General features: G+C 63.6%; 10 protein-coding genes. 8 read left to right on the top strand and 2 right to left on the bottom strand.

Annotated features, from left to right (window positions below; all coding sequences use genetic code 11):
* The first annotated feature begins 148 nt into the window (after nt 1-148).
* From ptsP to NKI95_RS02930, 7 genes are all read left to right on the top strand, one after another.
* Entirely contained in the window at nt 149-2419 is a 2271-nt protein-coding gene (gene ptsP / locus NKI95_RS02960) for a phosphoenolpyruvate--protein phosphotransferase (protein WP_352714098.1), read from the top strand.
* Between the two features lie 8 nt (nt 2420-2427).
* Nucleotides 2428-3507, top strand: a complete 1080-nt coding sequence (gene prfA / locus NKI95_RS02955) for a peptide chain release factor 1 (protein ID WP_352714097.1) — start codon at nt 2428-2430, stop codon at nt 3505-3507.
* Entirely contained in the window at nt 3500-4378 is an 879-nt protein-coding gene (gene prmC, locus NKI95_RS02950; protein WP_352714096.1) for a peptide chain release factor N(5)-glutamine methyltransferase, read from the top strand. Before prfA ends, prmC begins: the two co-directional genes overlap by 8 nt.
* A gap of 331 nt (nt 4379-4709) precedes the next feature.
* Nucleotides 4710-5651 (top strand): DUF4167 domain-containing protein, encoded by a 942-nt coding sequence (locus tag NKI95_RS02945; RefSeq protein ID WP_502908346.1) that lies wholly within the window; start codon nt 4710-4712, stop codon nt 5649-5651.
* Nucleotides 5652-5987: 336 nt separating this feature from the next.
* Entirely contained in the window at nt 5988-8594 is a 2607-nt protein-coding gene (clpB, locus tag NKI95_RS02940) for an ATP-dependent chaperone ClpB (RefSeq protein ID WP_352714092.1), read from the top strand.
* A gap of 130 nt (nt 8595-8724) precedes the next feature.
* The gene (locus NKI95_RS02935; RefSeq protein WP_352714090.1) at nt 8725-9090 is read left to right on the top strand and encodes an MmcQ/YjbR family DNA-binding protein; all 366 of its coding nucleotides are present in this window, start codon (nt 8725-8727) and stop codon (nt 9088-9090) included.
* 238 nt (nt 9091-9328) lie between these two features.
* Nucleotides 9329-10810 carry a L,D-transpeptidase family protein gene (locus NKI95_RS02930; protein ID WP_352714088.1) on the top strand — a complete coding sequence of 494 codons (1482 nt, stop codon included), beginning with the start codon at nt 9329-9331 and terminating at the stop codon, nt 10808-10810.
* A gap of 13 nt (nt 10811-10823) precedes the next feature.
* On the opposite strand, the gene NKI95_RS02925 is transcribed toward NKI95_RS02930, so the two are convergent.
* Complete coding sequence (locus tag NKI95_RS02925; protein WP_352714086.1) at nt 10824-11609, bottom strand: TMEM175 family protein; 786 nt, start codon at nt 11607-11609, stop codon at nt 10824-10826.
* Nucleotides 11610-11777: 168 nt separating this feature from the next.
* Here NKI95_RS02925 and NKI95_RS02920 point away from each other — a divergent pair, with 168 nt between their 5' ends.
* On the top strand, nt 11778-13343 hold the full coding sequence (locus tag NKI95_RS02920; RefSeq protein ID WP_352714084.1) for an MFS transporter: 1566 nt from the start codon (nt 11778-11780) through the stop codon (nt 13341-13343).
* A 16-nt stretch (nt 13344-13359) separates the two neighbouring features.
* On the opposite strand, the gene NKI95_RS02915 is transcribed toward NKI95_RS02920, so the two are convergent.
* The gene (locus NKI95_RS02915) at nt 13360-15318 is read right to left on the bottom strand and encodes a M23 family metallopeptidase (protein ID WP_352714082.1); all 1959 of its coding nucleotides are present in this window, start codon (nt 15316-15318) and stop codon (nt 13360-13362) included.
* Nucleotides 15319-15457: the final 139 nt, after the last annotated feature.

Here is a 15457-nt window from a genome sequence, read left to right as displayed (position 1 = left end):
TTCGGAAGGCAGGATGCAGCGGATCGAAAGTCTTGGAGCGGCCTTTATGCGTCCAATTGGACGATGGCGCTCTAATTGAGTTGTTGCGTTTGTGCCGCTGTGCAGGGCAACCTGCACCGGTTGAAACGCTATTGGAGAAGAAGCCGCGATGCGTGATTCGGCCAGTGGCCCGCGCGTTTTGCTGAAACGGCTCCGCGAGCTCATGCAAGAGCCGCTGGAGCCGCAGGAGCGGCTTGACCGAATCGTGCGCGACATCGCCTCCAACATGGTTGCCGAGGTCTGCTCGCTCTATGTGCTGCGCGCCGATTCGGTGCTCGAACTCTACGCCACCGAAGGCCTGAACCCGAACGCCGTCCACCTGGCGCAGCTCAGGCTGGGCCAAGGCCTGGTCGGCACGATTGCGGCCTCGGCACGGCCGCTCAACCTCTCCAATGCGCAGGAGCATCCTGCCTTCGCCTACCTGCCGGAGACTGGGGAAGAAATATACAATTCCTTCCTCGGCGTGCCGGTGCTGCGGGCAGGGCGGACGCTCGGCGTTCTGGTCGTGCAGAACAAGACCATGCGCCATTATCGCGACGACGAGGTCGAGGCGCTGGAAACAACGGCGATGGTGATCGCCGAGATGATCGCCACCGGCGATCTGGAGCGGCTGACAAGGCCCGGCCTCGAGCTCGATCTGCGCCGCCCGGTAAGCTTTACCGGCCTGTCCTTCAACGAAGGCGTCGGTCTCGGCCATGTGGTGCTGCACGAGCCGCGCATCGTCGTCACCAATCTTTTCAACGAGGACAGCGAGGAAGAGGTCAGGCGGCTCGACGCGTCCCTCGGCTCGCTCAGGCTGTCCATCGACGACATGCTGGAGCGCCGCGACGTCGCCTTCGAGGGCGAGCATCGCCAGGTGCTCGAAGCCTATCGCATGTTCGCCAACGACCGTGGCTGGGTACGCCGGCTCGAGGAGGCGATCCGCAACGGCCTGACGGCCGAAGCGGCGGTCGAAAAGGTGCAGAGCGACATGCGTGCCCGCATGCTGCACATGACCGATCCATACCTGCGCGAACGGATGAGCGATTTCGACGATCTCGCCAATCGGCTGCTGCGGCAGCTGATGGGGCGCGGGCCGGAGGACGTCGCGGCCTCGCTGCCCAAGGACGCCATCATCGTCGCCCGCTCCATGGGTGCTGCCGAGCTGCTCGATTATCCCAGGGACAAGCTGCGCGGGCTGGTGCTGGAGGACGGCGCCGCGACAAGCCATGTCGTCATCGTGGCGCGGGCCATGGGCATACCGGTCGCCGGCCAGATGAAGGGCGCCGTTTCCATGGCGGAAAACGGCGATGCCATCATCGTCGACGGCGAGGAAGGCGCGATCCATCTGCGCCCGCAGCCCGACCTCGAGGCGGCCTATGCCGAGAAAGTGCGCTTCAGGGCGCGGCGGCAGGAGGTCTACCGCGAGCTGCGCAAGAAGCCGTCGGTGACCAAGGACGGTGTCCAGGTCGATCTTCTGATGAATGCCGGGCTGGCGGTCGATCTGCCGCAACTGGCCGAAGCGGGCGCGGCCGGCATCGGCCTGTTCCGCACCGAGCTGCAATTCATGGTCGCTTCGACCTTTCCGCGCGCCGAAGCCCAGGAGCGGCTCTATCGCGACGTGCTCGAGGCGGCGCGCGGCAAGCCGGTGACGTTCCGCACCATCGATATCGGCGGCGACAAGGTGCTGCCCTATTTCAAGGGCTCGATTCAGGAAGAGAACCCGGCGCTCGGCTGGCGCGCCATCCGCCTGACGCTCGACCGGCCCGGATTGCTGCGCACCCAGATCCGCGCGCTGCTCAAGGCGTGCGGTGGACGCGAACTGAAGCTGATGCTGCCAATGGTGACGGAACTCGGCGAGATCGCGCAGGCGCGCGAGATCATCGATCGCGAGGTGCGGCATCTGTCGCGCTTTGCCCATCATTTGCCGACCAGCCTGAAGCTCGGGGCGATGCTGGAGGTACCGTCGCTGCTGTTCCAGCTCGACGAGCTGATGAAGGCGGTCGATTTCGTCTCGGTCGGCTCGAACGACCTGTTCCAGTTCGTCATGGCGGTGGATCGCGGCAACACCCAATTGTCCGACCGCTTCGACCCGCTCTCGACGCCGTTCCTGCGCGTCCTGAAGCAGATTGCCGACGCCGGGGCGCGCAACCATACGCCGGTGACTCTGTGCGGCGAACTTGCCGGCAAGCCGATTTCGGCGATGGCGCTGATCGGCCTTGGCTACCACTCGATCTCGATGTCGCCGGCATCGATCGGCCCGGTCAAGGCGATGCTGACGGAACTGCCGCTCAGCGAGCTGGAAGCGTTCTTCGACGACAATCTGATGGCGCCGGCGCATGGCCTGCCGATGCGGGCGCTGCTGCAAGCCTTTGCCGACGACCGCTCTATACCGCTATAGACTTCGCCATGATCAACCTGCCCCGCGACCGTATGGATCAAGTCGTCAAGCGTCTCGACATGCTCGAAGCGCAGATGTCGGCCGGGCCGGCGCCGGACGCCTATGTCAGGATGGCCTCCGAATATGCCGACATCCAGGAGATGGCGGCAAAGATCAGGGCACTGCGTGCCGCGGAGCGCGAACAGGCCGATCTGGAGGCGATGCTCGCCGACAAGGGCACCGACGCCGAGATGCGCGCCTTGGCCGAGGCCGACCTGCCGGAGGTCAAAGATCGCATCGAGGCGCTGCAGAAGGACATCCAAATCCTGCTGTTGCCAAGGGATGCCGCCGACGACAAGAACGCCATCCTCGAAATCCGCGCCGGCACCGGCGGTGACGAGGCGGCGCTTTTCGCCGGCGACCTGTTTCGCATGTACGAGCGCTATGCCGCGGCGCATGGCTGGCGTTTCGAGACGGTGTCGGCCAGCGAGGGTGAGGTCGGCGGCTACAAGGAAATCATCGCCACCGTTTCGGGCAAGGGCGTCTTTGCCCATTTGAAATTCGAATCCGGCGTGCACCGGGTGCAGCGCGTGCCGACGACCGAGGCGGGCGGACGCATTCATACCTCGGCGGCGACGGTCGCGGTGCTACCGGAAGCCGAAGAGGTCGATATCGAGATCAGGGCAGAAGACATTCGCATCGACACGATGCGCGCCTCGGGTTCCGGCGGCCAGCACGTCAACACCACCGATTCGGCCGTGCGCATCACACATCTGCCGACCGGCATCATGGTGGTGCAGGCGGAAAAGTCGCAGCACCAGAACCGGGCGAAGGCCATGCAGATCCTGCGCGCCAGGCTCTATGATCTCGAGCGCAGCAAGGCGGACGAGGAACGCTCCGAATCGCGCAAGTCGCAGGTCGGCTCGGGCGACCGCTCGGAGCGCATCCGTACCTATAATTTTCCGCAGGGGCGCGTCACCGACCATCGCATCAACCTGACGCTCTACAAGCTCGACCGGGTGATGATGGGCGAGCTCGACGAGATCATCGACGCGCTGATCGCCGATCACCAGTCGAAGCTGCTCGCCGATATCGGCATCGATGGCTGACAGCCTGCCCGCCACGCTTGCGCCGCTGCTGCGGGAGGCGCGAAACCGGCTTGCCGCAGCCGGGGTTGCGGATCCGGCGCTCGATGCGAGGCTGATCGTCGAGCATTTTTCCGGCACCAGTCGCACGCAGGCCATCGCCGATCCCGGGCGCGCGGTCGATGCGGACGTGACCGCGGCAATCGAAGCCGCCTTGCGGCGGCGCATCGCCGGCGAGCCGGTACACCGGATCCTTGGCTACCGCGAATTCTACGGCTTGCGCCTTTCGCTTTCGCCGCAAACGCTGGAGCCGCGGCCGGATACCGAAACGCTGGTCGAGGCTATACTGCCCTTCGTCAAGGCAATGGCGGCACGCGAGGGCGGCTGCCGCATCCTCGATCTAGGGACCGGAACCGGTGCCATCGCGCTGGCGCTGCTCAGCGCCGTTCCGGCCGCGACCGCCACCGGCGTCGACATTTCGCAGGAGGCGCTGGCCACAGCCATGCGTAATGCCGGGGAATTGGGGCTCGCCGGCCGGTTCACGCCGCTCAAATCCGACTGGTTTGAAAAAGTTTCTGGCCGGTACCATGTAATTGTCGCAAACCCTCCCTATATACCCTCAGACGACATTGGAAATCTGCAGGACGAGGTCCGCGGTTTCGATGCACGCCAGGCCCTCGATGGCGGCGTGGACGGTCTGAGCCCCTACAGGAAGATCGCCGCAGGAGCGGCAGCGTATTTGGAACTCCAAGGCAGGATTGCGGTCGAGATCGGCCATACGCAGCACCAACAGGTTACGGAGATATTCTCCGCGGCCGGGTTCCGTTCGGTCGGGGCGTTTCGTGATCTCGGCGGAAACGACAGAGTTCTTGCGTTCGAACGGTGGAAGCCGTGATGCAGTGCGAAAAAAGCGCTTGGCAATACCGGGGAATGCGGCTAGGGTCGCCTTAACCGGATGAGACGAAGCAGGCAGTGCTCTTAGCGATTCGGTTTTCCTTGGAAATAGCTGCCTTCTTGCGCAAACGACGCCCAAGCTTCGTGCGGGAATCGTCCGGCAAGTGAAGTAACCGGAACAGGATGGCACGTGGCGCCAACGCAATTGATGCGGGCGAACGCCGGTGAAGGAACGAAACGGCTGGCCGCATGAGCGCCTCCGTTCGTGAAGAGTTTTTCGAAAATTTCAAAGTGAAGAGAGTCTAATGAGGCCACAACAGCAAAACAGGCGCATGCGCGGTCGCAACAACAATGGCGGCGGCGGCAACAACAATAACAACAACAACCGTAAGGGGCCGAATCCCCTGACGCGCAACTATGAGAGCAACGGCCCGGACGTGAAGATCCGCGGATCGGCTCAGCAGATTGCCGAGAAGTACGCAACCCTTGCCCGTGACGCGCAAAGCTCCGGCGACCGGGTGATGGCGGAAAACTATCTCCAGCATGCAGAGCACTATAACCGCATCATCGCAGCCGCTCAGGCGCAGATGCCGATCCAGAACGCGCAGCAGAATCGCGACGATTTCGACGATGACGGCGACGAGGATCGCGACGAGTTCGACAATGCCGGCAACAACAATGCCAACGAGGCTTCGGCTTCGGCCAATCACGGTGCCGGCCCGCAGCCGGTCATCGATGGCACGCCGGCCGAGCTGGCGCTGAACCAGGAAAACAGCCGCGACAATCGCGGCGGCCGCGATAACCGTGACGGCCGCGACAACAATAGCGGACGCCACCGCGACCGTCGCCCCAATGGCGGTTACGGCCAGAACGGCCAGCGCGGCGAATATGCCTCGCGCGGCGAGCAGGGTGGCCAGCGCGTCGAACAGCCACGGCGCGACGAGGTTCCGGCGCAGGCGGAGCCCGTGCCGGCCGCTGAGCCGGTCTTTGTGGGTGAGCCCGCACCGCAATTCGACAACCTTTCGCCGGCGGGTCTCGCCGCCCAGGCCGAGCTCAACGAAGCCGCTGCCGAAAACAGCCCGGCCCGCCGCCCCAGGCGTCCGCGTCGCCCGCGCCTCGATGTCGAACAGGCAAATGGCGGCAACGACAACGCCGGCCCTGACAGTGCCGAGACAAGCAATGCCGAAACTGGCAACACCGACGCTGGCAATGTCGATGCAGCGCCGGCTGAAGGCCCCGGCGGTCAAGCTGTGATCGCAGACGTCGAGAATTGATCGAAAAAACGTTCAGCCGATCTTAGCGCATCCTTCTAAAGCGCGTCGCGTCGACCGGCCTCATGCGACGCGCTTTAGGTTCTTGTTTTGATGCATGTCGTTATCGCAAAACCGCTGCACACTTTTGCGCGACATGCATAGACGGCGGAGAGAAATCTCCGCCGTTTTTGTTTTGCGCGCTCGGGATATTATGCGTCCGCCAGTGTCGAGGCGTCTTGAGGGTCCGTGGTTTGCGTCCCATATCTTGCGTGAACAGGATCCGGCTCGAACGGGCGGGTCCGTCACCGCAATCTGATCCGGTGCCGCGAAGCGGGCCGGTGACGGAAGGAGACAGGCATGAATCTTGAAAAATATTCCGAGCGCGTGCGCGGCTTTATCCAGTCCGCGCAAACCATGGCGCTTTCCCGCAATCACCAGCAATTCACCCCCGAGCATATCCTCAAGGTCCTTGTCGATGACGACGAGGGCCTGGCTGCGTCGCTGATCGAGCGCGCCGGCGGCAATGTCCGTGACGTCAAGCTCGGCGTCGAAACGGCACTGGAGGCAATGCCCAAGGTCGAAGGCGGTAATGGCCAGCTCTATCTGGCGCAGCCGCTGGCAAAGGTGTTTTCGACCGCCGAGGAACTGGCCAAGAAGGCCGGTGACAGCTTCGTCACCGTCGAACGGCTATTGCAGGCGCTGGCCATGGAAAAGTCGGCCAAGACCGCCGACATCCTGGCCAAGGCCGGTGTCACGCCGCAGGCGTTGAACCAGGTCATCAACGACGTGCGTAAAGGTCGCACCGCCGATTCGGCGAGCGCCGAGCAGGGCTACGACGCGCTGAAGAAATACGCGCGCGATCTGACGGCGGACGCCCGTGCGGGCAAGCTCGATCCCGTCATTGGCCGCGACGACGAAATCCGCCGCACCATCCAGGTGCTGTCGCGGCGCACCAAGAACAATCCGGTGCTGATCGGCGAGCCCGGCGTCGGCAAGACGGCGATCGCCGAAGGGCTGGCGCTGCGCATCGTCAATGGCGATGTGCCGGAATCGCTCAAGGACAAGCAGCTGATGGCGCTCGACATGGGCTCGCTGATCGCCGGCGCCAAATACCGCGGCGAGTTCGAGGAGCGGCTGAAGGCGGTGCTTTCCGAAGTCACGTCTGCCGCCGGCGGCATCATCCTGTTCATCGACGAGATGCACACCCTGGTCGGCGCCGGCAAGGCGGATGGCGCCATGGATGCGTCGAACCTGCTGAAGCCGGCACTGGCCCGCGGTGAACTGCACTGCGTCGGCGCCACCACGCTCGATGAATACCGCAAGCATGTCGAGAAGGATGCGGCCCTTGCCCGCCGCTTCCAGCCGGTCTTCGTCAATGAGCCGACGGTCGAAGACACCGTCTCGATCCTGCGCGGCCTGAAAGAGAAATACGAGCAGCACCACAAGGTGCGCATCTCGGATTCGGCGCTGGTCGCGGCCGCAACCCTGTCCAACCGCTACATCGCTGACCGCTTCCTGCCGGACAAGGCGATCGACCTGGTCGACGAGGCCGCGTCGCGGCTCCGCATGCAGGTCGATTCGAAGCCCGAGGCGCTGGACGAGATCGACCGCCGCATCATGCAGCTCAAGATCGAGCGCGAGGCGCTGAAGGTCGAGAAGGACGATGCCTCGAAGGACCGGCTCGCCCGGCTCGAGAAGGAACTCTCGAACCTCGAGGAAGAATCGACCGAGCTGACCTCGAAATGGCAGGCCGAGAAGCAGAAGCTCGGGCTTGCCGCCGACCTCAAGAAGCAGCTCGACGAGGCGCGCAACGAACTTGCCATTGCCCAGCGCAAGGGTGAATTCCAGCGCGCCGGCGAACTTGCCTATGGCAAAATCCCGGAACTCGAAAAGCAGCTGAAGCAGGCCGAAGCCAGGGATGGCAAGGCCGGCATGGTCGAGGAAGTGGTCGGCCCCGACCACGTCGCCCATATCGTCTCGCGCTGGACAGGGATCCCGGTCGACAAGATGCTGGAAGGCGAGCGCGACAAGCTGTTGCGCATGGAAGACGAGGTCGGCAAGCGCGTCGTCGGCCAAGGTGAGGCGGTACAGGCGGTGTCTAAAGCGGTTCGCCGTGCGCGCGCCGGCCTGCAGGACCCGAACCGGCCGCTCGGCTCGTTCATGTTCCTCGGGCCGACGGGCGTCGGCAAGACCGAATTGACCAAGGCGCTGGCCAGCTTCCTGTTCGACGACGAGAGCGCCATGGTGCGTATCGACATGTCGGAGTTCATGGAGAAGCACTCGGTCGCCCGGCTGATCGGCGCGCCTCCCGGCTATGTCGGCTATGAGGAAGGCGGCGCGCTGACCGAAGCGGTACGGCGCCGGCCCTATCAGGTCGTGCTGTTCGACGAGATCGAAAAGGCGCATCCGGACGTTTTCAACGTGCTGCTGCAGGTGCTCGACGACGGCCGGCTGACCGACGGGCAGGGCCGCACCGTCGACTTCCGCAATACGCTGATCATCATGACCTCCAATCTCGGCGCCGAATATCTGGTCAATCTTGGCGAGGACCAGGATGTCGACGTCGTGCGCGACGAGGTGATGAATGTCGTCAGGGCTTCGTTCCGGCCGGAATTCCTCAACCGCATCGACGAGGTGATTCTGTTCCACCGGCTGCGCCGCCAGGATATGGGCCAGATCGTCCAAATCCAGCTCAAGCGGCTGGAAAACCTGCTTGTCGACCGCAAGATATCGCTTTCGCTCGATCAGGAGGCGATCAACTGGCTGGCGGCCAAGGGTTACGACCCGGCCTATGGCGCGCGGCCGCTGAAGCGTGTGATGCAGAAGGAATTGCAGGATCCGCTGGCGGAAAAGATCCTGCTCGGCGAGATCCTCGACGGCTCGACCGTCAAGGTCACCGCCGGCTCCGACCGCTTGAACTTCCGCTCGAAGCCGGCAGTCGTGGCAACCGAGGCGGCCGCCTGACTTCAAGCCAAGTGCCTGTTCCATCCCGATCGAATCGGGATGGAACTCCTATCTTCAATTTTGACCATGATCTTTTCCGAAAAATCGGCCGACCTTCGGTTCATGGTCTAACACCACTGGCGGGGCGCAGATGACGTTGGACGACTACAACAGTTTCTGCGCCTCGCTGCCTTCGACGACCCACGTCGTGCAGTGGGGCGGCGCCCATGTCTGGAAAGTCGGCAGCAAGGTGTTTGCAATCGGCGGCTGGAGTGAAGGCAAGGAGCCGTTCGTCACCTTCAAATGCTCCGATATCGCCTATGATGTGCTGAGGGAACAGCCGGGCCTTCGGCCGGCGCCGTATCTCGCCTCGCGCGGCATGAAATGGATCCAGCGCCGGACAAGCGAAAGCATGGATGATGAGGCGCTGAAGGATTATTTGCGCGAAAGCCACCGTCTTGTCGCGCTGAAGCTGACGAAGCAGGCACGCAAGGAATTGCGGCTCACTGTCGGATGATCGGCCAGAAATCCGCCATCTTCATGCCCGGTTCATATTGGAACCTTATGGTTGACAACTGATTTGCCGTCGAAGGGGTTCGCCTGCCGCATCGGCCCGAAGATCGAATTCGATGTTCGGAAAGCACGATGCGGAGATTTAGGCGTTGGAGCGACCTTTGCGCGTCCGAAAGGACGCACGGCGCCCTACGAGGACAACGCCGACGGCGGCATTTACGGACCGGAGAATCTTGGCCACCATGTTGCGCACCATCTTCACCCTTTCAGCGCTTGCTGCCGGGCTGCTGGCGTCTAATGCGATGGCCTCACCCCTGGCGGACACCGCGCCAGGGGTTGTTCGCGCTGCCGATCCGGGCGGCATTCTGATTGCCCAGAACGGCAATCTCGACATCTATTACGACGCCAGGGGAAACCGCGTAATCGTCGATGCGGAGACCGGCAAGGTTATCGCTATCCAGCCGCCGCAGACCAGGCTCGACCGCCGTGCCTTGCGCCGCGAGCGCTTGCGCAATCTCGGACCGGTCGAGGACGACCGCTATTATCTCGACGACCCGCAGGACATGGCGCGCTACCGCCGCAGGCAGTTGGAAGACGAGGGCAGGATCATCGTGCCGCCGGCCGACGACTACGACTTTAATGGCGACGATTCGGTGGAAGCCTTCCCCGAAGCGCCACGGGATGACGGCTACGGCAACGATTATCCGGAGGCAGCGCTGCCGGTGAGGCCACGCACCATCGAGCGCCAGCCGCTCAACGAGGCCTCGATCGAGCCGGTCGAGCCGACAGTGCCGAACGAGCAGGCGGCCTTGCCGCCAGACACAGCCCCGCCGCCAAGCACTGGCGGCAAGACGGCGGTCGACCCGTCGCTTTCGCTCGGCGCCCGCCAGGACGTGGCGGCGCTGCAGGTGCTGCTCGACCGTGCCGGTGCGTCGCCCGGTGTCATCGACGGACGCTTCGGCTCGAATGTCGACAAGGCGCTCGCCGCCTATAACGAGATCACCGGCAGCAATCTGAAATCGACCGACGCGATCGGCATCCAGGCCGCCCTGGCGCAATCCGGCGGCGATGCCTTCGCCTCCTATACGATCACGCCCGAGGATGCGGCCGGTCCCTATGTCGCCTCGATACCGGAGGACTACAGCCAAAAGGCCCAACTCGATCGCATGGGCTACACGTCGGTACCCGAAGCGCTGGCCGAGCGCTTCCATATGGATGAAACCTATCTGAAATCGCTCAATCCGGAGGCCAATTTCAATCGTCCGGGCACCATCATCAAGGTTGCCAATTTCGGCAGGCTGGTGGCGACGCCGGTTGCGCGCATCATCGCCGACAAGGCCAACAAGCAGGTCCGCGCCTATGATGCGGCGGGCAAGCTGGTCGCAGCCTATCCGGCGACTATCGGCTCGTCGGACACACCGTCGCCGTCCGGCACGCATACGGTGTCGCGTGTCGCATTGGACCCGAACTACACCTACAACCCGAACATCAATTTCAAGCAGGGCGAAAACGACAGGATCCTGACCATCCCGCCAGGGCCGAACGGCCCGGTCGGCTCGGTCTGGATTGCGCTGGACAAGCCGACCTACGGCATTCACGGTACGCCGGATCCGTCCAAGATCGGCAAGACCGAAAGCCATGGCTGCGTGCGACTGACGAATTGGGATGCGCGCGAGCTCGCCAAGATCGTGACGCCCGGCGTGACGGTGGAGTTCGTCGAGTAGGGTATGCTGATATTCAGGTGATGCCGGCCTGCAAACGGCGGCTTCCTGCGCTTCCGGTGCTCACGTACCCAAAAGTTCGCTCCGCTCCGGTTCTCGGAAGCCACCATTTTCGGCTCGGCCTGACCTGAATCTCAACACACCCTAAAGCGGACAGGCGTCGCTCCATTCTCCCGATGGCCTTGCGCAGCAGTGGCGCGCGCAGCGCTGCCGCATAGATCAGCTGCACCACCAGGATAAAGCCGACGCTGAGCAACGGGCTGACGAGGCACAGTGCGGCGCCGATCGCCCACAGGACCTGTGCCTTGACGATGCGCAGATAGACCGTTCGGGTGGTCTCCGCGTCGACACCTTCGGCCAGAAATCCATTCTTGTCCGCATAGCGCCAACTGGCGAGCAGCGTCAGGCCGAGCATCAAAAGATTGAGCCAGTAGACGAGCACCGCGGTCCTGAATTCAAGGAAGTCGGCGAGAAGGTCGGTCGAGAACGGCAGCAAGGCGATGAAGCCGAGGAAGCAGAGGTTCAGCGTGGCAAGCCGTCTGTCGGATTTTGCGATCAGCCCGGGCTGCGCCTGCTGGCCGAACCAGAAGATGGTCAGCGTCAGGAAGCTGAGCGCATAGGTCAGGAAGCGCGGTGCCAGTGCTGTGATCGCGGTGATCAACTCGCTTTCGGAATGTACCGTTTCATGCGACGGCACCCTGATCTCGAGAACGATCAGGGTGAGCGCGATGGCGAACACGCCGTCGGTGATGCCGACGACGCGCCCGCGTCCTTCCGCCGAGGGTTCGAGCGGTCGTTTCATGCGGTATTTCCCCCTTGTCTGTAGCGCTGCGAGAAGCTTAGCACGGCATCTGCCGTTTGCACCCGGATCGGCGTGACCCTGCCTGTGTGGCCAGGTTCGGGCTGGTTTCAACGAGAACAACCTGCTGGCCGGTTGTCGCCGGCGTGGGGGCGGTCTAGGTAAGGCGGCATGCACACGCCAACCAAAGTCGGTACCGGCGCCGTTCCCCTGACCGGCTCACTTCCGGCCGATACGTTCTGTCCGCAGGCGCAGCGGCGGTTCGTGCTGATCGCCGCGATCCTGGCTTCCGCGCTCGGCTTCATCGACGGATCGGTCCTGGCCATCGCGACGCCGGCGATCCGCCTCGACCTCGGCGCCAGCCTTGCCGAGGCACAATGGATTTCCAATGCCTATGCATTGACGCTTTCAGCCCTCATTCTCGTCGGCGGCGCCGCCGGCGATCGCTTCGGCCTGCGCCACTCCTTTGTCGCCGGCATCGTCCTGTTCATCGCCGCCTCGCTCGCCTGCGCGTTGGCGCCTAACCCGGCGGTGCTTATTGCGTTTCGGGCTATCCAGGGTGTCGGAGCGGCCATCATGGTGCCGGGCAGCCTGGCCATTATCGCCAAAGCCTATCCAAAAAAGGAACGCGGGCGGGCGATCGGCATCTGGGCCGCGGCATCGGCACTGACGACGGCGCTCGGCCCGGTGCTGGGCGGCTTCGTGCTGTCGGCGTTCGGCGACGGCATCTGGCGGGCGATTTTCGCCATCAACCTGCCGCTCGGCCTTATCTCGATCTATCTTCTGCTGGCCAAGGTCCCTGCCGACGCGCCGGCGGAAAAGCGCAGCCTCGATCTCGGCGGCGCTGCACTCGCCATATTGGCGTTCGGAGCTCTCGCTTACGGCCTGACCTCGATGAGCGGCGAGGGGGAGGGGCTGATGTCCGGCCCGAGTATTGCCGCCGGTGCGGTTTTGCTCGTCGTGTTCATCCTTTTCGAGCGCCGGCGGCGCGAGCCGATGATCGACCTGTCGCTGTTTCGGATCGGCGCGTTCGCGGGCGCCAATGTGGCGACCTTCTTCCTTTATTTCGCGCTGTCGGCCAATCTGTTCTATCTGCCGATGCTCATGATCGCCGGATGGGGGCTGAGCGCGGCCGAGGTCGGTTTCATCTTCCTGCCGCTGTCGGCATTGATCGCATTGTTGTCCGGACCGGTCGGCCAGTGGTCCGACCGCATCGGGCCTCGCTTTCCGATCGCCAGCGGCAGTCTGGTTGTGGCTCTTGCCTTTGCCGGACTTGCCTTGCTGGCGTATTGGGGCATCCACAATTTCTGGATCGGGGTATTCCCGCTGATGGCTCTGATGGGGTTCGGCATGGCGCTGGTGGTATCGCCGCTGTCGACCGCCATCATGACGGCGGTCGAGGACAAGGATACGGGTGCGGCCTCGGGCATCAACAACGCCGTCTCGCGCATCGGCGGCCTGATCGCCGTGGCGGCGATGGGATCGCTGGCGGCCTGGGTTTATGCCGGCGTGCTCGGCACCGGTGCCGGCTCCGGGATTCCGGGCTTCGGCGAACCGCCGCCCGCCGGCCTGGCGCCCGGCCTCGATGCGGCACGACTTGCCGCCAGCGACGCGGCATTCGCGGCCGTTGCCGCGGTGACCGCGCTGCTTTGCCTGCTTTCGGCAATCACCGCGTGGACGACGGTTTCCGGCGAGCGGCTGCCATGGGCACGCGACACGGCGAATCAGCAGAGCTGACGACGAAAACGTCGGCTCAGCCTTCGATCTTGGCGCTCGCTACCTTCAACTGATTGCTGTCTTCCTGCTTGAGCAGGTCGTCGATGCGTTCGCGCTCGCGCTTGAAGGCGACGAGGTCGTCGCCATTCAGCGTCTTGCCGACCGGCAGGCGGACGCGCATCGAATCGACCTTGGTGCCGTTGACGATCAGTTCGTAATGAAGGTGCGGACCGGTGGAGAGGCCGGTTGAGCCGAGATAGCCGATAACCTGACCCTGGCGAACGCGAACACCCGGCTCGATGCCTTTAGCAAAGGCGCTCTGGTGATTGTAGGACGTCTCGTAGCCATTGGCGTGACGCAAGATGATCTGTTTGCCATAGCCGCCGGCCCAGCCGGCCTTTTCGACGACGCCGTTGCCCGCGGCAATGATCGGCGATCCCACGGGAGCTGCCCAATCGGTGCCGGTGTGCATTTTCACATACCCCAAAATGGGGTGACGCCTGGCACCGAACCCGGACGTAAACCGGCCATTGGGCAAGGGATTGCGCAGCAGAAACTGCTCGGCGCTGCTGCCGTTTTCGTCGAAATAGTCGGTGCTGCCGTCCTGCATCTGGAAACGATAGAAATTTCGCGTCGTGCCGCCGAAAGTCGCGGAGACGTAAAGCAGCTCGGATTCGTCGGACGCCTGGTCGTCGCCATCGGGCTGCGAGAACAGCACCTCGATACGGTCCGTGGGATTGAGGCGCGACTGAAAGTCGACACTGGATGCCAGCAACTTGATCAGCCGTTGCGTCATCGCCTTGGACATGCCGTAGGAATAGGCGGTGCGGTAGATGCCGTCATAGATGTTCGGCAGATTGCCGCGCACTATGGGCGCAGGCGAATCGTCGAACGCCGTCAGCAATTCGGGATTTGGCTCCGGCTCCTGCGCCGGCACGTACTGATCGTGGTCGTCGAGCGCGATCGTGACGATGTGCTGGGTCCTGTCGTAAACGCTGGTGCGAACGATCTTGGCGGCGTCGCCATGGACCTCGAGCCCAACGCGCAGCACTGTTCCTGCCTTGAGGGCCGTGGCATTCAGCAATTTGGCGATCGCCTCGGCCATTCCGGTGGCATCCTCGCCGGTATAGCCCGAATCAGCGAAGGCCTCGGCGATGTCGAGATCCTTGGTGAAGGGGATGATTTCCTCGGCGAAGGCTGGCGCCTGGTCGTCGATGGCGGCACGCGGCGACACCGAGACGTTTTCCGGGACGATCTTGACGTCATAGGAGCCAGCCATGCTTTCGGCGAAGCCGTCACCGAATCGCTGTGGGTCGACATAGTGCAGCGAAGCGACCTGGACAGCGCCGTCGCTCAGATCGGTGCCGGCCTCGCGCACCACCTTTTCCACCTCGTCGGCAGAAAGGTCGCTCTTTTCGTCGAAGGCAGCTGTCTCGATCGGGAAATCGACGGTCTTCAGGCTCATCTCGCTTTCGACCTTGGCGCCATAGATCTGGCTGGCGGTGGCGGCTGCCGGCTGGGCGGCATTGTCGTCGCCATTGCCAAACACCTGCATCGGGTCGAAAGGCGGATAGGCCCGGCTGGTCGTGTGACCGGCGGCAAGCGCCATCTTGATCTGCACGAAAGGCATGGTGTGGATGACGTCGCGGTCGCCGACCTTGGTCACCATCGACACTTCCATGCGCCGGCGATCCTTGGCCTTGGCGATCTGGCGCAGCGCGACCAGCCTGGTCGTCTTGGCGACCTCACCGGAATCGTCGCCACTGGCAAGGCTGATAAGCTCGGCGATCTCTGGCGGGGTCGCCAACTGCTGGCGGCCGTCAAGCGCTGCAAACAGCGCCACGCCCATCAGCACGCTCGAGGTCACGCCGGTAAGGAAGGTGCCCGACAGCCAGCGCGCCGAAACCTCGCGCCGATCGGGAGGGCCGCTGCGGCCGTCCGCGATCAGCGGCGGCTCGTTGCCGAGGTCGGCTATGACATCTTCCGTGTCTGGCATCCAGAAAGGCTGCTTCTTCCCCGGGGCGGAACGGCTTGTCGTTCTTGTTGTGGCCATGACATTTGCCTGTCACGGCGGGTGAAGTCAACGAAGCGCCTGGCCCCGGCCGAAATCCCCAATCACACGTCTGTCTCTATGG

The organism is Mesorhizobium sp. M0306, assembly GCF_040321655.1.
Taxonomy (GTDB): Bacteria; Pseudomonadota; Alphaproteobacteria; order Rhizobiales; family Rhizobiaceae; genus Mesorhizobium.
Note: the sequence above shows the minus strand (reverse complement) of the source record. Positions and strands in the feature narration are given on the sequence as shown.